General features: G+C 69.6%; 23 protein-coding genes. 6 read left to right on the forward strand and 17 right to left on the reverse strand.

The genetic code is table 11. From position 1 onward, the window contains the following. Positions 1-11: 11 nt before the first annotated feature. From ACHMXA_RS14965 to ACHMXA_RS14980, 4 genes are read right to left on the reverse strand one after another with little or no spacing between them, the layout of a single operon-like run. A complete protein-coding gene (locus tag ACHMXA_RS14965; RefSeq protein WP_176667443.1) occupies positions 12-887 on the reverse strand; it encodes an amidohydrolase in 876 nt (291 codons plus the stop codon). Positions 888-890: 3 nt separating this feature from the next. Then, positions 891-2072 (reverse strand): CoA transferase, encoded by a 1182-nt coding sequence (locus ACHMXA_RS14970; protein ID WP_176667444.1) that lies wholly within the window; start codon positions 2070-2072, stop codon positions 891-893. Between the two features lie 19 nt (positions 2073-2091). After that, the gene (locus ACHMXA_RS14975; protein ID WP_176667445.1) at positions 2092-3081 is read right to left on the reverse strand and encodes a tripartite tricarboxylate transporter substrate binding protein; all 990 of its coding nucleotides are present in this window, start codon (positions 3079-3081) and stop codon (positions 2092-2094) included. Positions 3082-3121: 40 nt separating this feature from the next. Continuing rightward, on the reverse strand, positions 3122-3991 hold the full coding sequence (locus ACHMXA_RS14980; protein ID WP_176667446.1) for a CoA ester lyase: 870 nt from the start codon (positions 3989-3991) through the stop codon (positions 3122-3124). 75 nt (positions 3992-4066) lie between these two features. On the opposite strand from ACHMXA_RS14980, the gene ACHMXA_RS14985 reads away from it, so the two are divergent. Further along, the gene (locus tag ACHMXA_RS14985) at positions 4067-4969 is read left to right on the forward strand and encodes a LysR family transcriptional regulator (RefSeq protein ID WP_395321171.1); all 903 of its coding nucleotides are present in this window, start codon (positions 4067-4069) and stop codon (positions 4967-4969) included. On the opposite strand, the gene ACHMXA_RS14990 is transcribed toward ACHMXA_RS14985, so the two are convergent. Genes ACHMXA_RS14990 through ACHMXA_RS15010 form a run of 5 tightly spaced genes read right to left on the reverse strand, consistent with a single transcriptional unit; the run spans position 4966 to position 8754 of the window. Next, on the reverse strand, positions 4966-5538 hold the full coding sequence (locus ACHMXA_RS14990; protein WP_176667448.1) for a hypothetical protein: 573 nt from the start codon (positions 5536-5538) through the stop codon (positions 4966-4968). The genes ACHMXA_RS14985 and ACHMXA_RS14990 overlap by 4 nt on opposite strands. A gap of 40 nt (positions 5539-5578) precedes the next feature. Next, the gene (locus ACHMXA_RS14995; protein ID WP_176667449.1) at positions 5579-6349 is read right to left on the reverse strand and encodes a thioredoxin family protein; all 771 of its coding nucleotides are present in this window, start codon (positions 6347-6349) and stop codon (positions 5579-5581) included. A gap of 13 nt (positions 6350-6362) precedes the next feature. Continuing rightward, positions 6363-7037 (reverse strand): DUF6923 family protein, encoded by a 675-nt coding sequence (locus ACHMXA_RS15000; RefSeq protein ID WP_176667450.1) that lies wholly within the window; start codon positions 7035-7037, stop codon positions 6363-6365. Between the two features lie 49 nt (positions 7038-7086). Beyond that, positions 7087-8307, reverse strand: coding sequence for a helix-turn-helix domain-containing protein (locus ACHMXA_RS15005; RefSeq protein ID WP_176667451.1), 1221 nt, complete (start codon positions 8305-8307; stop codon positions 7087-7089). A gap of 39 nt (positions 8308-8346) precedes the next feature. After that, complete coding sequence (locus ACHMXA_RS15010) at positions 8347-8754, reverse strand: RidA family protein (RefSeq protein WP_176667452.1); 408 nt, start codon at positions 8752-8754, stop codon at positions 8347-8349. A gap of 159 nt (positions 8755-8913) precedes the next feature. Here ACHMXA_RS15010 and ACHMXA_RS15015 point away from each other — a divergent pair, with 159 nt between their 5' ends. Beyond that, the gene (locus tag ACHMXA_RS15015) at positions 8914-9876 is read left to right on the forward strand and encodes a LysR family transcriptional regulator (RefSeq protein WP_176667453.1); all 963 of its coding nucleotides are present in this window, start codon (positions 8914-8916) and stop codon (positions 9874-9876) included. Here the strand turns inward: ACHMXA_RS15015 and ACHMXA_RS15020 are convergent. Further along, positions 9776-10318: a hypothetical protein gene (locus ACHMXA_RS15020; RefSeq protein ID WP_176667454.1), complete on the reverse strand. Its 543-nt coding sequence runs from the start codon at positions 10316-10318 to the stop codon at positions 9776-9778. The genes ACHMXA_RS15015 and ACHMXA_RS15020 overlap by 101 nt on opposite strands. 75 nt (positions 10319-10393) lie before the next feature. Between ACHMXA_RS15020 and ACHMXA_RS15025 the strand changes: the two genes are divergently transcribed. Continuing rightward, the gene (locus tag ACHMXA_RS15025; RefSeq protein WP_176667455.1) at positions 10394-11005 is read left to right on the forward strand and encodes a TetR/AcrR family transcriptional regulator; all 612 of its coding nucleotides are present in this window, start codon (positions 10394-10396) and stop codon (positions 11003-11005) included. 4 nt (positions 11006-11009) lie between these two features. On the opposite strand, the gene ACHMXA_RS15030 is transcribed toward ACHMXA_RS15025, so the two are convergent. The 4 genes from ACHMXA_RS15030 to ACHMXA_RS15045 form a co-directional block, all read right to left on the reverse strand. Further along, the gene (locus ACHMXA_RS15030) at positions 11010-11846 is read right to left on the reverse strand and encodes an alpha/beta hydrolase (RefSeq protein ID WP_176667456.1); all 837 of its coding nucleotides are present in this window, start codon (positions 11844-11846) and stop codon (positions 11010-11012) included. A 74-nt stretch (positions 11847-11920) separates the two neighbouring features. Further along, positions 11921-13537, reverse strand: a complete 1617-nt coding sequence (locus ACHMXA_RS15035) for a methyl-accepting chemotaxis protein (protein ID WP_395321174.1) — start codon at positions 13535-13537, stop codon at positions 11921-11923. 146 nt (positions 13538-13683) lie between these two features. Continuing rightward, positions 13684-14529 carry a 3-deoxy-8-phosphooctulonate synthase gene (gene kdsA, locus ACHMXA_RS15040; protein WP_176667457.1) on the reverse strand — a complete coding sequence of 282 codons (846 nt, stop codon included), beginning with the start codon at positions 14527-14529 and terminating at the stop codon, positions 13684-13686. Between the two features lie 65 nt (positions 14530-14594). Then, positions 14595-15554, reverse strand: coding sequence for a S1C family serine protease (locus ACHMXA_RS15045; protein ID WP_176667458.1), 960 nt, complete (start codon positions 15552-15554; stop codon positions 14595-14597). Between the two features lie 174 nt (positions 15555-15728). Here ACHMXA_RS15045 and ACHMXA_RS15050 point away from each other — a divergent pair, with 174 nt between their 5' ends. Continuing rightward, positions 15729-15917 (forward strand): hypothetical protein, encoded by a 189-nt coding sequence (locus ACHMXA_RS15050; RefSeq protein ID WP_176667459.1) that lies wholly within the window; start codon positions 15729-15731, stop codon positions 15915-15917. Between the two features lie 13 nt (positions 15918-15930). Here ACHMXA_RS15050 and ACHMXA_RS15055 read toward each other — a convergent pair whose 3' ends face one another. Then, positions 15931-17628, reverse strand: coding sequence for a hypothetical protein (locus tag ACHMXA_RS15055; RefSeq protein WP_395321176.1), 1698 nt, complete (start codon positions 17626-17628; stop codon positions 15931-15933). A gap of 267 nt (positions 17629-17895) precedes the next feature. Here ACHMXA_RS15055 and ACHMXA_RS15060 point away from each other — a divergent pair, with 267 nt between their 5' ends. After that, on the forward strand, positions 17896-18165 hold the full coding sequence (locus tag ACHMXA_RS15060; RefSeq protein ID WP_176667460.1) for a hypothetical protein: 270 nt from the start codon (positions 17896-17898) through the stop codon (positions 18163-18165). A gap of 135 nt (positions 18166-18300) precedes the next feature. On the opposite strand, the gene ACHMXA_RS15065 is transcribed toward ACHMXA_RS15060, so the two are convergent. Then, positions 18301-18507, reverse strand: a complete 207-nt coding sequence (locus ACHMXA_RS15065; protein ID WP_176667461.1) for a hypothetical protein — start codon at positions 18505-18507, stop codon at positions 18301-18303. Positions 18508-18614: 107 nt separating this feature from the next. Between ACHMXA_RS15065 and ACHMXA_RS15070 the strand changes: the two genes are divergently transcribed. Further along, the gene (locus tag ACHMXA_RS15070; RefSeq protein WP_395315725.1) at positions 18615-18875 is read left to right on the forward strand and encodes a hypothetical protein; all 261 of its coding nucleotides are present in this window, start codon (positions 18615-18617) and stop codon (positions 18873-18875) included. A 39-nt stretch (positions 18876-18914) separates the two neighbouring features. Here the strand turns inward: ACHMXA_RS15070 and ACHMXA_RS15075 are convergent, their stop codons facing one another. Next, a complete protein-coding gene (locus ACHMXA_RS15075; RefSeq protein WP_395315726.1) occupies positions 18915-20804 on the reverse strand; it encodes an ABC transporter ATP-binding protein in 1890 nt (629 codons plus the stop codon). Positions 20805-20806 lie beyond the last annotated feature (2 nt).

Genomic DNA, 20806 nt, shown 5'->3' on the forward strand with positions numbered 1-20806 from the left:
GGTCTTGTGGTTCATTGAAAGTCGTAGAGCCGCGCGGGGTTGTCGACGAGCACGCGGCGGCGTGCGGCCTCATCGGGCAACCATTCGCCCAGCAGGTCGAAGAGCTGCGCGTCGTCGGGCTTGGCCGTGCGTTCGGTCGGATGGGGCCAGTCGCTGCCCCACACGACGCGCTCGGGCGCCTGCTGCGCCCAGGCACGCGCGATTTGGATGGTGTCGGCGTAGCCGCCCTCGGCGCCGGCTGCGGAGTCGAGGTAGGCCCCCGAGAGCTTGATCCAGGTGCGACCGTTGTCGAGCAGCCGGCTCACCACGCGGTACGCGGGGTGCGCGAGCCCGTCCGGCTGAGGTAGCCGCGCGAGGTGGTCGAAGACCACCGTGCAGGGCAGCCGATCGAGCAGCGCCGAGTGCGCAGCGATCTGGTCGGCGCTCCAGTGCAGTTGCACGTGCCAGCCGAGCGCGTGAACGCGATGGGCCAGCGGCTCGACCATGGAGAAGTCCGTCGCCGCGTTCGCCGATGTGTACAGCGTGAAGCGGATACCGCGGATGCCGCCTTCGTGCAGATGCTTCAGCTCGGCATCGCTCACCTCGGGCCGCACCACCGCCACGCCGCGCGTGCGATGCGCGCCCAGCGCCTGGATGGCAGCCAGCGTCACGCTGTTGTCGGTGCCGTGCACGCGCGGCTGCACGACCACCGTGCGCTGCGTGCCGGTGCGCTGCTGCAGCAGGCGGTAGTCGTCGGCGGTGGCGTGGTCGAGCATGGCATCGGGCGAGCCGTGCATCGGGAAGCGGCGGTCGTACACGTGGATGTGCGCGTCGCATGCGCCTTCGGGCGCCGCGATGGAGGGCTTGCGCGTGCCCGCGCTGTGGGGCACGGCGATCTCGTCGACCATGGCTCAGTCGCCCGCGCTTCGCTTGGCCAGCACGGCGGCCGTGTGCTGCCCCAGCGTGGGCGCTGCGAAGGGCTCGGGCCCGGGCGTGCGGCCGAAGCGCACCGGGCGGGTGAAGCCCCGGTACGAGCCCAGCGTGGGGTGCGCAATGTTCGCGACCATGTCCTCGGCCAGCACCTGCTCGTTGTCGAACATGTCTTCCACGGTGCGCGCGGCGGAGCAGGGCACTTCCTCGCCGAAGATCTCTTCCCATTCGAGCGCGGTGCGCCCGGCCAGCGCGGCGCGCAGCTTCGGCACGATCTCGGCCGCGTGCTGCGCGCGCTTGCGCACCGAGTCGTAGCGCTCGTCATCAGCGAGCTCCGGCAACCCGACCTTGGCGCACAGCGCCTGCCAGAAGTGCGGCGTGTTGGCCGAGATGTAGATGTGCCCCTCGCGCGTCGGGTGAATGCCGGTGATGCCGCCGGAGCGCATGTCGCGCCCCACGTCCTTGGGCTCGCCCTCGGCCCATACCATGCGCGCCGACTGCATCGTGAGCGCCGAGCGCAGCAGCGACACGCCCACGAACTGGCCTTCGCCGCTCTTCTCGCGCTCGTACAGCGCCGAGGCGACGCCCGCGGCCACCAGCGCGGCCGCGTAGTAGTCGACCACCGAGCCATAGATGATCTCGGGCGGCTCGCCGCGCTTGCCCTGCAGCGCGCACATGCCGGTCATGGTCTGCAGCACCTGGTCGTAGCCGGCCTTCTCGCGCAGCGGACCGGTCTCGCCGTAGCCGGTGACGGCGCAGTAGATGAGCCGCGGGTTCACCGCCTTCAGCTGCTCGTAGGCGATGCCCAGCCGCGGCGGCACGCTGGGCCTGAAGTTGTGCACCAGCACATCGGCGCCGCGCACCAGTTCCATCAGCGCAGCCAGGTCTTCGGGGTTCTTCAGGTCGAGCATCGCGCCCAGCTTGCTGCGGTTCACGCCGATGAACGCGCGGCTCTCGGCTTCCAGCGTCGAGGGGTACTTGCGCAGGTTGTCGCCGGCGGGCGGTTCGATCTTGATGACTTCCGCACCCTGGTCGGCCAGCAGCGAGCAGCCGTACGGGCCCGCGATGTAGGCGCTCAGGTCGAGCACGCGCAGGCCGCTCAGCGGCCCGGCGGGGCCCTGGCGCCCTGGCAGGCGCGTGTCCTCGGGGGCGGTATGGCTCATGGGCTTTCTCTTTCCTTGTTCAGTCTGCGGTGATGTTCTGTTGCTTCGCCAGCTTCTTCCAGCGCTCCACGTCCTCGGCGATGACGGTGCCGAACTGCGCCGGCGTGAGCGGCGTGGCGATGGCGCCTTCGCGCAGGAAGTTGGCCGCGATCTCGGGCTTCGACAGGATCTGGTTGACCGCGCCGTTCAGCTTCGCGATCACGTCGGCCGGCGTGCCCACCGGGGCCAGGAGCCCCCACCAGAGCTCGAACTCGTAGCCGGGCACGGCGGTGGAAATGGGTGTGAGGTCGGGTGCGATGGGGCTCGGCTTCAGGCTCGTGATGCCCACCGCGCGCAGCTTGCCGGCGCGCACCATCGGCAGCAGCGAGGGGCCGCTGGAGATCAGCAGCTGCGTCTGGTTGCCCACGAGGTCGGTCACCGCCGGGCCCATGCCCTTGTACGGGATGTGTGCGATCTGCAGGTCGCCCACCTTGGCCTTGAGAAGCTCGGTGCCGAACTGGTTGACGCTGCCCGAGCCGGATGATGCGTAGTTGTACTGGCCCGGCTTCGCCTTGATGGCGGCGATCAGCTCGGCCGGCGTCCTGGCAGGGAACTCGTTGTTGACCGCGACGATGAACGGCCCCTTGGCGAACATCGCCACCGGCGCGAGGCCCTTGACCGGGTCGAAGGGCAGCTTCGACTGCACTGCGGCGTTGGTCGTCATGCTCGAAGACACGGCCACCAGCGTGTAGCCGTCGGGCGTTGCCTTGGCCACCTGGCCCGTGCCGGTGTTGCCGCTGGCGCCCGGGCGGTTGTCGATGATGACCGGCTGCTTGAGCTGGTCGCCCAGCTCCTTGGCCACCTGCCGCGCGAAGGTGTCGTTCGAGCCGCCGGCCGGGTAGGGCACGACGATGGTGATGGGCCTGGAAGGGTAGGCGGCCTGCGCGAGCGCGGTGCCGCTCAGCGCGGCAAGCACGAGCGCTGTGGCTGCGGCGAGCGCGCGCGGGCGAAGGAACGAGGAAATACGCATCTGTCTTGTCTCCGGTTTTCTTATGGATGGGGAAGCAGGGTCAGCCCGGTATCAAGCCGAGGCTGCGCGCGCTCTCGACGATGGCGCGCGCGCGGATCACGAAGGGGATGTCGATCATCTTTCCGTCGACCACGTAGGCTCCGACGCCCTTGGCATCGGCCTCGCGCGCCGCCTCGACCACCTTGCGGGCATGCGCGATCTCCTCGTCGGTCGGGCGGAACACCTCGTTGGCGATGGCGATCTGGCTCGGGTGGATGCAGGTCTTGCCGAGAAAGCCGAGGTCGCGCGCCAGCTTGGCCTCTGCGCGAAAGCCCTCGGCGTCGCGGATGTCGGCGAAGGCGCTGTCGTAGGCATACAGACCCGCTTCGCCGGCCGCGATGCGCACCGCGAACATCGCATGGCGGATCGCCGAAGGCTCGCGCCGCGCGATGCCCAGCGGCTCGAACAGGTCGCCCAGCCCCAGCTGCAGGCCCGCCACGCGCGGATGCCCCAGCGCGAGTTCGGCGGCCATGCGCAGGGCGGCGGGCGTCTCGATGTTCAGCAGCAGGCCGATGGGCGCCTGCACGCCGTTGGCCCGCTCCGCGCGCTCGATGGCTTCGGCGGCCGCGCGCACGTGCGCGGGGCTCTGCGGCTTGGGCAGGTTGATCAGGTGCACGCCGGTGCGCGCGACCGCAGCGATGTCGCGCTCGAAGTGCGGCGTGTCCATGGCGTTGACGCGCACGATCAGCGTCTTGCGCGACGAGGCGGCCTCGCCGCTTTCGAGGAACCTGCGCACGGTCTCGCGCGCCTCGTCCTTGCGCGGCTCGGACACGGCGTCTTCCAGGTCGAGGCTGATGGCGTCCGCCTCGCCAGCGAGCGCCTTGGCGAACAGCTCGGGGCGGGTGCCGGGAACGAAGAGTTTGCTTCTCATGAGGGCAGTGTCGGCAGTTCATGAGAAGAGAAAAACAGCTGTTTGCTGCGATCACATCGCAGAAAATCTATCTTCATGGAAACGGCCTACCTGCAAAGCTTTCTTCTGGTGGTGGAATCGGGCTCGATGTCCGAGGCCGCTCGCCGGCTCGACCTGACGCCCGGCGCGGTGGCGCAGCAGATCCGCGCGCTGGAGCGCGAGTTCAAGGCGCCGCTGCTCGCGCGTGCCGGCCGCACGGTGCAGCCCACCGAGGCCGGGCACCGGCTGGTGCAACGGGCGCGCACGCTGCTGTGCGAGGTGAGCGACATCAAGGCGCTGGTGGGCAGCGAGGCTGCGGGCGGCGAGCTGGTCGTCGGCACCATCAACACGGCCATGCACAGCCTGCTGCCGGACATCCTCGCGCGCTTCGTGAAGACGCATCCGGGCGCCAAGGTGTTCCTGCAGTCGGGCACCACCGCCGCGCTCTACAAGGCGATGCAGCAGGGCGAGCTCGACGCGGCCGTGTGCCTGTATCCGCCGTTCGCGCTTGCCAAGACCTTCGACTGGGCGCTGCTGCGCGAGGAGCCGCTGGTGCTGCTCGCACCCAGCCGCCTCGCGCGGCGCGACCCGCACGAGCTGCTGCGCACCTCGCCGCTGATCCGCTACGACCGCAACCTCGGCGGCGGCAAGCAGGCCGACCGCTACCTGCGCGCCGCCGGCATCGTGCCGCAGGAGCGCTTCGAGCTCAGCTCGCTGCTGGCCATCGCGATGATGGTGGACAGGGGCCTGGGCGTCTCGGTCGTGCCCGACATCGCCTCGCCGCTGCTCGACGGGCAGCGCATCGCGAAGATCCCGCTGCCACTGCCTTCGGAGACGCGGCGCTTCGGCATCCTGTGGATGCGGTCATCGCCGCGGCTGAGGCTGATCCATGGTTTCGTCGAAAGCGCGGGACTGGTCACTGCTGCAAAGGGCGAGGGCGGCGGTTCCCGCAAGCGCTAGCGTCGAGGCTTTTGTACCCCTAACGGCCGCCCCTGAAACAGCGCGAGTGCGACGTCGAAGCTGCGGCTCGCCCCGATCGCGACCGCACCCGTGACCGCCAGCATCGCCGCCATGTGCACCCCGACAGCCGCGAAAGCCAGCGCCAGCGAGCCCGACGCCGTGATCTCCCGGGCCGCCGGCGCTTCGCTCATGCACAGCGGGATCAGCGCCGGCACCAGCATCAGCCCGGCGCCGTGGGCCGTGGACATCATGAAGGACCAGAGTGCGAGCCTGGCATGGCCGGTCTTCTTTCCGTGCCACAGGTGATGCACGACCACGGCGACGAGCAGCGCGCCCGCTGCCCATTGCAGGGCGATGCGATCCATCGAGGGAGCGAACACCACGGCGCCAGCCACGAGCGCGACGGATGCGGCGTGCCCGAGGGCGATCGGCACCAGTGCCTGCAGCACCCGCGACCGGTCGCCCGACCGGAGGCCGCAGGCGGCCGCAAAGGCCCAGCCGGTGACGGGGTTCAGCCCGTGAAGAGCGCCCACCCCCGCGACCGCCAGCCAGGGCCAGAGGCTTGCCATGATGTCGTCGCCTTCACGCGCCCGGAGTGCCGCTTGTGCTTCAGGCGTGCTTGTCGTGGCAGCACGCGCCGATGGCCGGTGCCTGCGCCTGCTGCTCGTAGCGGTCGTGGTGGCGCACCCATTCCATCTTGTAGGGCACCTCGCGTTCGTCGCGGCCCTTGGGCATGAGGTCCATCAGGTTGTAGGCGCCCATCATCACTTCCACGCCGCGGCCGTAGGTCGAGTAGGTGTGGAACACCTCGCCGGCTTCGTTCTTGTAGAACGCGCTGATGCCGGGCGCCTCGTCGTGCGGGAAGGGCAGCTTGCCGTAGTTGTAGTAGACCTCGCCGGTGGCCAGCTCCTCGGGCGTGAAGCTGACGTGGAAGTCGAGGTTGAAGTCGCTGTCGTGCGACGACACCCAGCCGAAGCGCCAGCCCATGCGTTCGCGGAACTGCATGATGCGTGCGAGCGGCGCGCGCGATACGGCCACCAGCGTGATGTCGCGGTGCGCGAGGTGCACGTTCATGCCGTCGGTGTGGTCGGCCATGAAGGAGCAGCTCTGGCAGCCTTGCTCCCAGTCGGGCCCGAGCATGAAGTGCTGCACCAGCAGCTGGCTGCGTCCCTCGAAGAGATCGGCGAGCGTGCGCTGGCCGTCGGGCGTGTCGAAGAGGTAGCTCTTGCGCACGCGCTCCCACGGCAGCGCGCGACGCTCCCGCGCGATCTGGTCGCGCAAGTGCGTCAGCTCCTTCTCGCGCGCCAGGAATGCCTTGCGTTCGGCAAGCCATTGCTCGCTGGAAACGACGCGATGGTTCGTCATGGTTTCGGTGTTCATGGTGTCTCCTGCGTCAATGCTGGCGGGTGGTGGCGGGGCGGCGCACGGCGCGGACCTTGCCGCTCGCGCCGCCGCCTGCGTAGAAGAGATCGGCTCCGTCGGACTCCAGCCCGCTCACGCCCGCGCCGCGCGGCATTTCGAGCCGCTCCAGCACGGCGCCGGTCTTCGGGTCGATGCGGCGGATGTCGCTTTCCTCCGCCTCCCAGGTGCCGTGCCAGAGTTCGCCGTCGACCCAGGTCACGCCGGTGACGAAGCGGTTCGACTCGATGGTGCGCACGACCGCGCCGGTCTCGGGGTCGACCTGGTGGATCTTGCGGTCGCGGTACTGCCCGACCCACAGGCTGCCCTCGGCCCAGGTGAGGCCCGAGTCGTAGCCGTTGCCCGGCGCCGGGATCGACGCCAGCACCTTGCCGGTGGCGGGGTCGATCTTGTCGATGCGCGACTCCGCGATCTGGTAGATGTGCTTGCCGTCGAAGGCGGTGCCGGCGTCGCAGGGCACATCGAGTGTCTGGCTGGTCTCGCCGCTGGCCGGATCGAAGGCCACCAGCTTCGCGCCGGTGGCGGCCCAGACGCGGTGGCCGTCATGCGTCACGCCGTGGACCTGGCCGGCACCGCCGAACGGGCCGTATTCGCGCACGATCTCGGCGGCGCGTACCGTGGGATTGCTCTTGCCTGTCTTGCTGCTCATCGTTGGCTCCTTGTATGAAGCGCCTCGAAACCGGCGCCTGGAGACAACTCTATTCAATCGGCAGTGCGGCGGGGAGTAACAAGATCGTCGTGAATCCCGCCAGCGGCGGCGCGAGCCACTTCTGCGCGCGTGCCTTGCCGATGGAGCGCACGCGGTTCTCCGCCTCCAGTTCCACCAGCGCGCGCTGCACCGTGCGCTGGCTGGCCCCGAGCGCCAGCGCAAGCGCCGAGGTGGACCAGGCCGCGCCGTCGGACAGCAGCGCCACCAGCGAAGCCTGGTCGCCGTCGATGGGCGGTGCGAGCACGGCAACGCCGCGCCCGTCGTTCGGCCTGAGCACGAAGCCGCGCGGCGTGGCCTCGATGCCGGCCAGCCCGGCGGCGAGCGCGCGCAGCCGGCCGATCTCCACGCGCAGGCGCGCGCGGTGCGTCTCGTCGGGGTGGCGCGTGCGGAATGCGCTTTCGATCAAGGCCTCGCGATCCACGTCGCCGGGCCATGCCTGCGCGAGCGAGCGCGCCAGCGAGAACAGCACCGGCCTGCGGGCGAGCGGGCGCCATGCATCGCCGGCACCCAGGCCACGGCGGCACGCGTCGACCACCAGCGTGTCGGAGTCGAGGAGGATGGCCACCTCGTCCAGGCGCAGGGGCTGTTCGCCGGCCGCGTCGATCCGGCGGGCCGCGGGGCGGTCGAATGCCGCCAGTGCCTCGTTCACCTCGGCCAGCAGGGCGGGCACGCGGGCGCGGGCCGCGGCCTCGTGCGCGCGCGAAAGCGCCGCGCGGGCGGGAGCGATGCGCAGCGAGCGAAGCGCCAGCTCGGCCGTGGCCAGCTCGGAAACCGCCGCCAGCGATGCGGGCAGGCCGCGCGCATCGAGATGCGCGAGCGCGGCTTGCGCCTCGCCAAGGCGGCCGAGCAGCAGCAGCCGGCGCGCCGCGATCAGCCGGGCCTGCAGTGCGTTGGCATGGTCCTCGTGCGCTTCCAGCGCGGCTGCGGCGGCCGACAGCGAACGCGGCGAGCCGCCCAGGTCGCGCATCGCCAGGGCCACCTCGGCCTCCGCGACGATGCAGCGGGCGCGCGAGTGCTCTTCATGCGCGCCGAAGCCGCGCGCGGCGCGCCGCAGCAGCTCGCGCGCCCGCGGATGCTCGCCGAGCTGCGCCATCGCGATGCCGCGCAGGGCCAGTGCCGGCGGGTCGTCGCGCAGCGCGACCCGCTTGAGGGCACCGAGTGCGTCGCCCGCGGCAAGGGCGCGGGCGGAGGCGGCGATGAGGGAGTCCATGGCGACAGGTTACCCTGGCGCCGTGCCTCCCCTGCGGCCCTAGCTGCCTGCGCTGCCTTCGGGCAGCTTCGCGATCACCTTGATCTCGAACTGGAAGCCGTAGAGCCATGTCACGCCGACGCCCGTCAGCGTGGGGTGCGGCGGGCCGCCCCAGTGTTCGGACACCACCTTCCAGATCGTCTCGAAGTTCGATTCGGGGTCGACGATGAAGACCGTTGCGTCGATCACGTCGTCGAAGGTGCAGCCCGCGGCCGACAGGATCGCATCGAGGTTCTGGAATGCCAGGCGCACCTGGGCTTCGAGGTCGGGCTCGGGCGAGCCGTCGGGGCGGCTGCCTACCTGCCCCGAGACGAACAGGAAACCGTTGGACCGGATGGCCGGCGAATAGCGGTTCTTCTCATAGAGGGCCTGGCGGCCGGGGGGAAAGACGACGTCGCGTGGAGTCATGGATGGATTGCCTTCTCGATTGCCTGGTTCATTGCTTCCTGGAGCGGATCGGGGCCGATCCGCCGTTGCGATGAAGGGACTTTAGGCAGCCGCGAGGCCCGGATAAACAGGCAAGGCCAACAATCACTGTTTGCACAGGCCAAACAATCGGGGGCAGACATGGACCGTTTCGATGCGATGCAGGCCTTCGCGCGCGTGGTGGAGGCGGGCAGCTTCACCAAGGCGGCGCAGACACTGCACATGAGCAAGACCAGCGTGACGCAGCTGGTGCAGCAGCTGGAGGCCAGGCTGCGCGTGAAGCTGCTCAACCGCACCACGCGCAAGGTCAACGTCACGGCCGACGGGGCGGCGTACTACGAGCGGGTGGTGCGCCTGCTGGCCGACATGGACGATGCCGAGACCAGCCTGTCCGCCGCGTCCGCATCGCCGAGAGGACGGCTGCGGGTGGACGTGCCGAGCCCGCTGGCCCGCCACATCCTGGTGCCGGCGCTGCCCGCGTTCCACGAGCGCTATCCCGACATCCAGCTCGACATGGGCGTGAGCGACCGCGCGGTGGACCTGATCGGCGAGAACGTCGATTGCGTGGTGCGCGGCGGCCAGCTCACGGACCAGTCCCTGATCGCGCGCCATGTGGGCGACCTGCAGCTCGGCGTGCATGCGGCGCCGGGCTACCTGGCGCGGGCCGGCGTGCCCTCTCACCCACGGGAGCTCGAGGACACGCATCACCGCATCGTGGGTTTCCTGTGGTCGCGCACCGGCAGGAACCTCCCGTACACCATGCATCGCGATGTGGAGAGCCTGACCGTGCACGGGCGCCACGTGCTCTCGGTGGACGACGGCAATGCCTACCTGGCGGCGGGCCTGGCCGGGCTCGGGGTCCTCTGGCTGCCGGACTACATGTCCCGCGCGCACGTGGCAAGCGGCGAACTCGTGCCCCTGTTCGAGGGCTGGCGGCTCGACCCGATGCCGCTGTACATCGCCTTCCCGGCGAAGCGGCACGTCAGCGCCAAGCTGCGCCTGTTCATCGACTGGGTTGCCGGATTGATGGAGTTGCACGTACCTGTGGCGACCCGGCCGCCCGTTTCGGCCACGCGCCCGAGCAGTAGAGCGCCCACGCGATGAAGACGGGCTGGAACAGCGGCCGGATCCAGAAGTACCAGGCGCCGAACTCCAGACCCTGCACCGTCTGCCCCTTGAGCGCCACATTGATGTTCGCGGCGACCACGCAGGCCAGCATCACCGAGAGCCAGATGCCGGCCTGTTTCTGCAGGTTCGGCAGGCCGAGGCGTTCGTAGACCGGCACGGGGACCAGCAGCCCCAGCCCTCCGGCCAGCTCCGCCGCGCCGGTCAGGTAGACCCAGGCCAGCGCATGCTGGGCGAGGGCGTCGGGGATCATCGGCGCATAGCGCGTCGATGCGCTCACGAAGTGGTCGACGCCGGTGAACATGAAGCCCAGGCCCATGCCCCAGCGCATTGCTCCGCGCAGGTCGAGAGGCCGCTTCAGCAGGCGCGAAACCGCCCAGGCGACCGCGCCGAATGAACAGATGAAAAGGAGAAAGCTCATGATGCGTGCTCGGTGTTTACAATGGAAACATTATCGGATTGCGTTGTTTCCACTGTCAACATCAGGGCATCGAGCATGAGCACCTCCTATCACCATGGCGACCTGAAAGCCGTTCTTCTCGCATATGCCCGCGAGCAGATGGAGCGCGACAGCCTCGACGGCCTGTCGATGCGCGAGATGGCCAAGGCCGTCGGGGTCTCGCATACCGCTGCGTACCGCCATTTCGAGGACAAGCGCGCGCTGATGGAAGCCGTGGCGCTGCAGGGCTTCGAGGAGATGCTGGCCGGCTGCGAAGCGGCGATAGCGGACGCTCTTCCCGCCGGATCGCGGTCGCGGCTCAAGGCGTGCGGCCGCGCCTATGTGGGCTTCGGTCTGAAGTCGCCGCGGCTGCTGGTCCACATGTTCGGCGCGGTCTCGCAGGCGCGATCGAACGAGGGGCTGGTGCAGGCCGGGGCGCGGCTCTTCGACCTGCTGCTGGGGCTGGTCGGCGAGGGCCAGGCCGACGGCAGCTTCCGCCAGGGCGACGCGCGACAGCTTTCGCACACCTGCTGGGCCATGGTGCATGGTCTCTCGACCCTGCTCGGCGTGGGCGTGCTGCGCGCGCCCACGGCCGAGCTAGAGGCCCTGCATCTCAGCGCGGAGCAAGCCCTGGATGTGCTGCTCGACGGAATGGCGGCGGGCAATTAGGCGGCTACGCCACCTTCGGTTCGGGGAGGATCGAAGTCAATGCGAAGTCGACCAGGTGCAGCCAGGTCGCCTCCAGGCCCATGATGTTGTGGTGGTCGGAGGCGGGAACGGTCTGCACGCTGACCGGCGTGGGCCATGCGGCAATGAGCTTCTGCGAACGCTCCGGCAGCACCACGTCGTCGGTCTCGGCCAGCAGCACCTGGGTTTTCGCCGCGACTTCCTTGCAGTGTTCGAGCGAGTTGAACTGGTGGCGCAGCAGCAGCGAAAGCGGCACGAGCGGAAAGCGCTTCTTCGCCACTTCCAGCATCGAGTCGTAGGGTGTCACCAGCTGCAGGCTCGCGAAGTCCTGCCGCGCCACGAGCTGGATGGCCACGCCCGTGCCCAGGCTGCGCCCCACCACGTGCAGCCGCGCATGCGGAAAGGCCTTGCGCAGGTGCCGGGCGAACTGGCAGGCGTCCTGCACCGAGGCGATTTCCGAAGGGTGCCCCTGCGAATCGGCCACGCCGCGGTAGTTGACCGCAGCGAAGCCGAAGCCCTCGGGCAGCCAGTGCAGCGTCCGGGCGGTGGCGCGAACGTCCTCGCCGCGGCCGGCGAAGTAGATGAAGAGGTCCTGCAGCGCCTCTTCGCCCTGCGGGTGGTAGACATAGCCGCGCACCATGCCGCCCGGCACGGTGTGGGAGTAGGTCGAGAAATCGTCGGAGAGCGGAACGACCGGCAGCTTGCGGGCGTTGAAGAGGATGTGCCCCTGGCGCGCGGCGAGAAGCGTCCAGTACGCGGCGATGCTTCCGATCGCGGCGGCCGAGGCGGACAGGGCGATGCGGGCGGCTTTGTTGGATGGCAAATTGGGCTCCGGGGGAGAAAGGCTGGCGCCTAGTTTCGCCGCTTTCTCCCGCCGGGGGCCTTGGCGGTCTCTTTCTAGCGGGCAGCGATCAGGTGCATGGGGCTGAAGGCGAGGCCCGCAGTCGGCTCCTCGGCCGTGCGTTGGTGTTCCAGCCTGAACCTGCCCACGATCTGCGAGAGACTGCCCGCCTGCTCCTGCAGCGACTGGGCGGCAGCCGAGGCCTGCTCGACCAGCGCGGCGTTCTGCTGCGTGGTCTGGTCCATCTGCGTGACGGCCTGGTTGATCTGCTCGATGCCCGAGGTCTGCTCCTGGCTCGCGGCGCTGATCTCGCCCATGATGTCCGTCACCCGCTTCACGCTGCCGACAATCTCCTCCATGGTGCGGCCCGCGTCGGCCACCTGGCGGCTGCCTTCCTCGACCTTCTCGACCGAGTCGCCGATCAGCGACTTGATTTCCTTGGCCGCCGCGGCCGAGCGCTGCGCGAGGCTGCGCACTTCCGACGCCACCACCGCGAAGCCGCGCCCCTGGTCGCCCGCGCGGGCCGCCTCGACGGCCGCATTGAGCGCGAGGATGTTGGTCTGGAACGCGATGCCGTCGATCACGCCGATGATGTCCACGATCTTCTTCGAGGAGGCATTGATCGAGCCCATGGTCTCGACCACCTGGAACACCACGTTGCCGCCGCGTGCAGCCACTTCGGATGCCGAGGTGGCCAGCTGGTTGGCCTGGCGTGCGTTGTCCGCGTTCTGCTTGACCGTCGAGGTCAGTTCCTCGAGCGATGCGGCCGTCTGCTCCAGCGAACTGGCCTGCTCCTCGGTGCGCGAGGACAGGTCCTGGTTGCCCACCGCGATCTGCGAGCTGGCCGTCGACACGCTCGCCACCACGCCGTGCACCTGCGCGAGCGAACCCTGCAGGGCGTCGCGCATCTGGTCGAGGGCGCGCAGCAGGTTGCCGGTTTCGTCGCCGGCGTAGCTGGCCTGGGCCTTGCCCGTCAGGTCCATGGCGGCGATCGACTGGGCCATGCTCTCGGCGCTGCGCAGCGGCCGGGTGATGCTGCGGGCCAGCTGCCATGCAAGCAGGGCGCCCAGCGCCAGGCTCACGGCGGAACACACGACGAGCAGCGTGCTGGTCTGCGCACGCAGGTTGTTGGCGCGGGCGGCGGCGGCATCGAGCTGCTCGCGCTGCATGTCCACCACCTGCTGCACGCCCGCGATGTAGCTCACCGAGGTGGGCTGGAACTGGGAGTCGAAGACGCGGTTGGCGCCTTCGAGGTCGCCGGCCAGCTTGAGCTTGCTCACTTCCTCGCGCGCGCCCAGGTAGGCCTTGCGCAGGCCCGCGATCTTCTCCAGCAGGGCGCGTTCGTCCGGCTTGGCCAGCTTCTCCTCGATGAACTTCTGCAGCTCGTTGGTGTTCTTGATCGACGCCGCCGAGGCCGGCGCGAAATAGTCGACCAGGCTGGGGTCGCTGCTCTTGGCGATGGCTGCGGCCCGCTGCACGCCGGCGGTGGTGTAGCGCAGCCAGTCGGAGCCGGCGCGCTCGATCTTCAGGTTGTTCTCGATCATGGCGTCTATCTCGCGGCTGAGCTGCTGCAGCTTCCATACCGCGGCGGCGCTGGTGGCCAGGAAAAGCGCCAGGATGATGCCCAGCACGATGGCCAGGCGCTTGCCGATTGAGACGTTGCTCAGGAACATGGTCGAACTCCGGAAACCAGGAATGAGAGGACGAAAGGCGACCGTCGGGTCGCCCTTCATCGCTGGTTATCGGTTGTTCAAATGAAAACTTTAGAAAACTTCTTGAAGTTTTCCGCCGGGTCCCTCGGCTGCCGCCGGGCCCCGGTTCAGATCTTCAGCGGCGGGAACGACTTGACCAGGTCGTCCAGCGCCTTGATCTGCGTGAGGAAGGGCTCCAGCCTGTCCAGCGGCAGGGCGCTCGGGCCGTCGCACTTGGCCTGGGCTGGATCCGGGTGGGCTTCGAGGAAGAGGCCGGCCAGGCCGACCGCCATGCCGGCGCGCGCCAGGTCGGCCACCTGCTCGCGGCGGCCGCCCGAGGCGGCGGCGCCGGCCTCGCGCTGCTGCAGCGCGTGGGTCACGTCGAAGATGATGGGCAGGTTCTGCGACACCTTCTTCATCACGCCGAAGCCCAGCATGTCGACCACGAGGTTGTCGTAGCCGAAGCAGGTGCCGCGGTCGCAAAGAATCAGCTTGTCGTTGCCGGCTTCCTTGAACTTCTCGACGATGTTGAGCACCTGCGAGGGACTCAGGAACTGGGGCTTCTTGATGTTGATGACGCGGCCGGTCTTGGCCAGCGCCACCACCAGGTCGGTCTGCCGCGCCAGGAAGGCGGGCAGCTGCAGCACGTCGACCACCTCGGCGACCGGGGCGGCCTGGGCGATCTCATGCACGTCGGTGAGCACCGGGACGCCGAAGCCGTCCTTCACGGCCTGCAGGATCCTCAGGCCTTCGTCGAGGCCGGGGCCGCGGTAGGAGTGGATGGAGGAGCGGTTGGCCTTGTCGAAGCTGCCCTTGAACACATAGGGAATGCCCAGCTTCTGCGTGACGCGCACGTATTCCTCGGCGCTGCGCAGGGCGAGGTCCTTCGACTCGAGGACGTTGACGCCGCCGAAGAGGACGAAGGGGGCCTCGTTGCTGGTGGCGACTTGGGGGGTGATGGTGACGGTGGACAAGGTTTTCTCCTGACGGGGTGCTTCGGTGCAGGAGCCTATTGTCGTTCCGCCGGCTCGGGAGGGTCTCAGCCGCCGGGCGTCACCGTCAGGTAGAAGGGCGTGAGCGTGCCCGCCACCGGCCGCAGCAGCTTCAGCAGCAGCGGCTTTCCGTAGCCTTCGCCCGCCAGCCGCTTGAGCAGGTCGGACAACTGGGCCAGCGGCACCCCGTCGCAGCCGACGAGGATGTCGCCGCTGCGCAGCCCGTCGCGCGCGGCGGCCGAGCCGGCCACCACCTCGACCACCCGCACGCCCGTGGCCACCGGCCATTCGTTCTCGCGCACCCAGCGCCGGGGCAGGGCCACCGCCGCGCACTGCACGCCGAGCTTGCCGCGCCGCACGGCGCCGTGCCGCATCAGCTCACCGGCCACCCAGCGGGCGGTGTCGATGGCTACCGCGAAGCTCAGGCCTTGCGCCGATGGGATCACCGCCGTGTTCACGCCGATCACCTGCGCGGCGCTGTCCAGCAGCGGCCCGCCCGAGTTGCCGGGGTTGAGCGCCACGTCGGTCTGGATCACGTCCTCGATCATCCGCCCGCCGCGCGAAGGCAGGCTGCGGCCCAGCGCGCTCACGATGCCGGCGGTCACGGTGAAGTCGAAGCCCAGCGGATTACCCACCGCCACCGCCAGCTGGCCCGGCTGCAGCGCGGCCGAGCTGCCCAGCGGCAGGAAGGCGCTGGGGTGCGATTCGATGCGCAGCACGGCGATGTCGGTGGAGGCGTCGATGCCGACCAGCCGCGCCGTGCTCTCGGTGCCGTCGGCGAAGGCGGCGCGCAGCTCGGTCGCGCCCTCGACCACGTGGGCGTTGGTGATCGTGAAGCCGTCGGGGGTGAACAGGAAGCCCGAGCCGCTGCCCTGGGCGCCCGGGCCGCCGCCGCGCTGCGCGGCCTTGCGGACCTTGATGTGGGCGACCGCCGCGCTGGCGGTGTGGGCCACCTGGGTGACGGTGGCCGAGTAGGAGTCGAGGATGAATTCGTCGCGCGCGCCCATGGGAGTACCTCTTCTTTCAGTCGGCGGAACCTGAAGGAAATGGCGGTGCGCGCCCGGTTTTCAACCCGGCGCGCCGGCGTTCACGAAGCCTTCAGCGAAGGCTCAGCGATTCTTCAGCGGGCCTGCCGACACTGGGCTTCCCGAAAACAACACCCACACCACGGGCACACCAGCTTGAAGCACTTCATTCTCCTGATCGCCGTCGCCACGCTCGCGGCCGGCTGCGGCCACGATCGGCACCGCCACGACAGGGACCGCGACCGCAACGGCATTCCCGACCGCTACGAGCGCAACCGCGACAGCGACCGGGACGGTATCCCCGACCGCTACGACCGGCGGCCGTACGATCCGCGCAGCTACTGATCGCCCAGGGCGATCACGGGGCCTTCGGCCGCGACGACGGCTCCCAGGAATCGGGCGTGGTCGCCACCAGCGACTTGAAGTCCTTCCACGGCCGCGCGCCCGGGATGGTGCGCCCGCCGACGATCAGCCCCTTGGCGAACACCACCATGCGCTCGCGCAGGTAGGCGCGGTCGGATTCGGGCCAGGTCTCGATGGAGTGCGGCCCGCGTGCGAGCACGATCTCCTTCAGGCCGCGGATGCGGTTGTAGGCGGCCACCGTGCCTTCGAGCGTTTCGGCGCGGTCCCACAGGCCCTTGCCGAAGAAGGCGGCGGGCCAGCGGTCCATGCCCGCGAGCGTGGAGGAGTTGGGATAGAACACGATGTGATGCTCGGCCGCCATCCCGCCCAGGAAGAGGTTGCGGTCGGCCAGGTCGGGCGAATCGCCCACGTAGCCCGCGCCGCTCGCGAAAGACGACAGCAGCAGCGCGCCGCGGATGTTGCGCAGGCCCTTGGGCGGCGTGCAGTTGGGCTGGGGCATGTCGAAGCTGCACTGGGCCACGTAGTTCTTCGTCATCGCCCAGGCGGTGGACATCGAGCCGCGCGAATAGCCGCCGAGCACCAGCGGTATCTCGCTGGCCGGCATGCCCGCCAGCAGCCGGCCCCGCGTGGCTTCGCCTTCCAGCACCTCGCCCCTGGGCGTGAGGATGCGCAGGCCGCGCCCGGTCTCCAGCGCCGTGAGCGCGCGGAACACGTCCTCGCCTTGCTCCAGCGTGTTGGTGTCGCTGAAGCCGCCCGACAGCCCCTCGCCGCGCCGGTCGTAAGCCAGCACGTCGAAGCCGGCCTGGTTCAGCGCATACAGGTTCTCGCGCCACCAGCGCTGGCCCATGGTCTCGGTGGTCGCGTTGGGGAAGTTCACCGGCACGGTCCTGCCGGTCTTCTGGTCGAGGCGGTACGCAACCTCGTCGGGATGCTGGATGGCCGTGAGCTGCCCGCCGCCGCCCGGCGCCATGACGACCAGCGCGCGCGTCTTCCTGCCCTTGCCGTCGTCCACGCCCGCGCCCTCGATGTACCAGCCGCGCAGCTTGATGTCGCCGGTCATCTTCAGGTCGATGCGCTCGAAGGTGTCGCGCGGCGCGGTGAACTCCACCACGTAGGTGCGCGCGTCGGCCTCGGCGATGCCTTCGCGGTACAGCGCCTTGGCGAAGAAGGCTGGGCGGCGGATCTGCCTGAGGTCGACGTTGCCATCGGGGTCGATGCGTCCGGACGGATCGACAACCCCGGTCGAGCGCGTGGCGCGCTCCTTGTTGGGCGGCAGCCAGCGCTGCATCTGCGCGTCGATGCGCTTGAAGCAGGCCGGGTCTTCCTTGCAGGCGCGCCAGCGGGCCTTGAGCTTGTCGTCGGTGAACTCGCTGATGTAGTAGTTGCCGCCCGCGTAGCCGGCGGGCGGCCGGTTGGCGTTCATCAGCACCGGCACGCAGACCTTGGGGCCCCTGGCGTTCTTCGGATCCTGCGGCAGAAGGTAGCCGTCCATCATCGCGTTGCGGTCGGTGCCGACCCAGGCGGTGCAGTCGGTGGGCGGCGCGGTGGTCACCGCAGCCTGGCGCTGCGCCTCGCTGGGGCCGCCGCATGCGCCGAGCTGGAGGGCGAGGGCGGCGGCGGCAAGGCCGGACGCGACGGTTCGGAGACGAACCCGGACGGGGCGCGTCGTGATGGTCGCGGTCGTTGCCGCCATTGCGTTCAGCGGATCGGGATTGCCGGTGGAAAGAGAAAAGTGCATGCAGCGAGGCGCGAATCTGGAGGCCCCGATCTTCGCCGCATCGACGCGCGGAAAACGAAGCCATGGCCGTTTCAGGGTGAAAGCGTGCGCCTCGATTCATGTAGGACGTTTCCTGCACGCGCACGCGCTGCTTTCCACACCCGGTGACCATGCGAGGCGCGCCCAATGCCGCCAATCCGCAAGGAAACGAACAGACACCGCAGACACAAGGAGACAAGAGAGATGACGAATTTCGAAGGCATCTACTGCTTCGACACCGCGAGCGTGCGCTTCGCCTTCTATCCCGACGGCCCCGCCGGCCCCCGCGTGCTCGCGCAGATCTCCGAGGAAACGCTGCATGACGAATTCGGCGTGCGAGCGATCGGCGAACAGCTGCTCGGTGCCTGCCAGGAGCACTTCCACACCATAGAGCCCGCGGCCGTTGCGCGCTACCGGGCCAGGCCGGGCCGCGCCATCACGCTCACCATCGCGGACTTCGGCCTCCACGCCTGAAGAATCGCGGCCGATGCGCGGGCTGCCGCGCCATGCACGAGCCCCTTTCCGACACGGGCACGAGGCCAGGGCCTTGGCCGGGGCCTCCGTCACCCCGGCAGATTGGCATCAGGTCAGAACAGAACAGCGCCCCGGCTACGACGCGCCAGGAGGCGTGCGATGCCGAATTTCACTCTGCAGCGCGCGCTGCCCGGACGAAAGCGCCAGTTCGTAGCTTTCCGCGGGCTCGAAGGCCGTGCGCAGCACGCGCGGATGCGTGCCCTGGTCGTCGGTTTCGAGCAGCTGCCAGACGTATGCACCCGGCAGCGGCTCCTCGATGGTGAGTTCGATGGGATGTGTCATGGCGCCACCTTGGCGCGGCGCGCGGGTTCTGTCTGTAGGCCCGGAACGACGTTGGGGCTGCGTATCGCGGCCTCTTTTGGAAAACAAGCAAGCAAAGGACCCATGCCATGGAAACCACACCGCCCGCATTCGACGAACGCCTCGTCACGTTCAGCTATCGCGGCCGGCTGTTCCTGTGCCGCGCCGAGCGGCTCGACGACCAGACCTACAGGCCCGTCGTGATCTGCCGCACGCCCTCGGCGGGCGAGGACGACATCGAACTGCCCGCCGACACCGACAACGCCTCCTACGGCACCGAGGCCGAGGCGCTGCGCCATGCGGAGCAGCAGGCCATGCGATGGGTGCACGACAGAACGGAAGGAGCCTAGGGGCAGGCCTGAGCGGGCCGGCTTCAGGTTTCCGCTTCCTCAGGTTTCCGCTTCCTGTTGCGCGGCTTGAGCAGGGGCGCTGCCCGCCGTCATGTGCCGCAGCAATGGCTGCCGCGCCAGCACCTCTTCGAACGGCCCGTGGTCGAGCACATGGCCGGCCTCCATCAGCACCACCGTGTCGAAACGCTCGAGCAGGCTCAGCCGGTGCACCGACGCGATCAGGCAGGCATCGGGGAACGCGCCGGCGATGCGCTCCAGCACGCGCGCCTCGGTGTTGGCGTCGAGCGCGCTGGTCGGCTCGTCGAGCAGCAGCAGCGAGCTGCCCTGTGCGGTGAGCACGCCGCGCGCGAGGCACAGCCGCTGGCGCTGGCCGCCTGAAAGATTGAAGCCGCGCTCCGAAACGGCGGTGTCCAGGTCGCCGCCGGTCGCCTTCAGCACTTCGTCGAAAGTGCTGGTGTGCAGCGCGGCATGCAGCAGCGCGTCGTCGTGCGGCTGCCCGAAGGCGAGGTTCTCGCGCACGCTGGCTTCGAAGAGTTCCGTTTCCTGCGGGATCAGCGTGGCCAGCCGGCGCAGCCGCGCCCAGTCGGCGGGCTGGCCGTCGAGCAGCAGCGTGCCGCTGCCGGGTGCGTAGAGCCCGGCCAGCACGCGCAGTAGCGTGCTCTTGCCGCCGCCGCTCGGGCCGACGAGGGCGATGCGTTGGCCGCGCCGCAGCGTCAGTGCCACGTCATGCAGGCCGCTGCGCACGGTGGGCTCGGCGATGCCGGCTTCGTCGACCGGCGCGCCGCGCGGTGCGTAGCGCCATTGCAGCGCCTCGATGTGCAGCTGCCGCCAGCTCGCGTCGGCCTCTACCCGCTCGTGCGCCGGCACCTGCCCGGGCGGCGTGGCCAGCGCCTCCTTGTCCGAGGGCGCCTGCCAGATCGGCCCGGCGCTGCCGTAGTCGGTGTGCATGCGCGCGAAGAAGCTGAAGTTGGCGGCCACCGAGGTGACCACGCCGGCGGCCTGCTGCGCGTACTGGTGGATCATGAACACGGCGCCCAGCATCACGACCTGCCGCGGCGCGCGGGCCTGCCACACGTAGATCACCACCAGCCCCCAGGTCAGCGCCAGCCCCATCAGGTCGACCGCGAACCACTTGCCCTCGTTCAGCACCACGGCGCGCTTCAGCGGCAGCGAAATGGCGGCCATGCGGCGGCGCAGCAGCAGGCGCGAGGCACCCTGCAGGCGCAGGCCGATCACGGTCGAGGCGTTGCCCAGGAAGTCGAGCAGGGCGGCCACGTAGCGGCGGTCGGCGTCGTTCTCGGCGCGCGCGAGCTTCATGAGCGCGCGGTCGATGCGCACGATGACCAGGCCGATCAGCACATAGCCCGCGAGCGCGGTCATGCCGCTGGTGCGCGACAGCAGCGCCAGTGCCACCAGCGGCCCGACGAAGTTGACGACGTTGGTGAGCCAGATGAACTGGTTCTGCGCGAAATCCGACAGCGCGCGGCTGGCCTGGTGCACGCGGTGCTGCAGCTCGCCCGAGTGGTGCCCCTCGTGCCAGGCCAGCGGCGCGGCGGCGATGCGCGCATACAGCTGGTCGGCCAGCGCCTCGCGCACCTTCACGCCCACGTTGCGCTCGAGGATGCGGCCCGGCCCGTGCAGCGCCCAGGCGCCCACGTACACGCCGGCCAGCGCCGCGATCCAGCGGCCGGCCGTGCCGAGCTCGCCGCGCTGCAGGGCGTTGATGGCCTGGCCCGCGAGGTAGGGCAGCGCGAGGCGGATCAGCTGCGAGGCCGCGAGTAGCGCGGTGGCCGACAGCAGCTGCGCACGCGCGCCGGCCGCGAAGTGCCACAGCGCCGCATAGAGCTGGCGCACGGCGGCGCCGGGGCTCGTGCCTTTCGTGCCCTTCGTGCTCTTCTTCTCAGTCTTCTCTTCGTCGATGGCCTGCATGC

Source organism: Variovorax sp. UC74_104, assembly GCF_044055375.1.
GTDB lineage: Bacteria > Pseudomonadota > Gammaproteobacteria > Burkholderiales > Burkholderiaceae_C > Variovorax.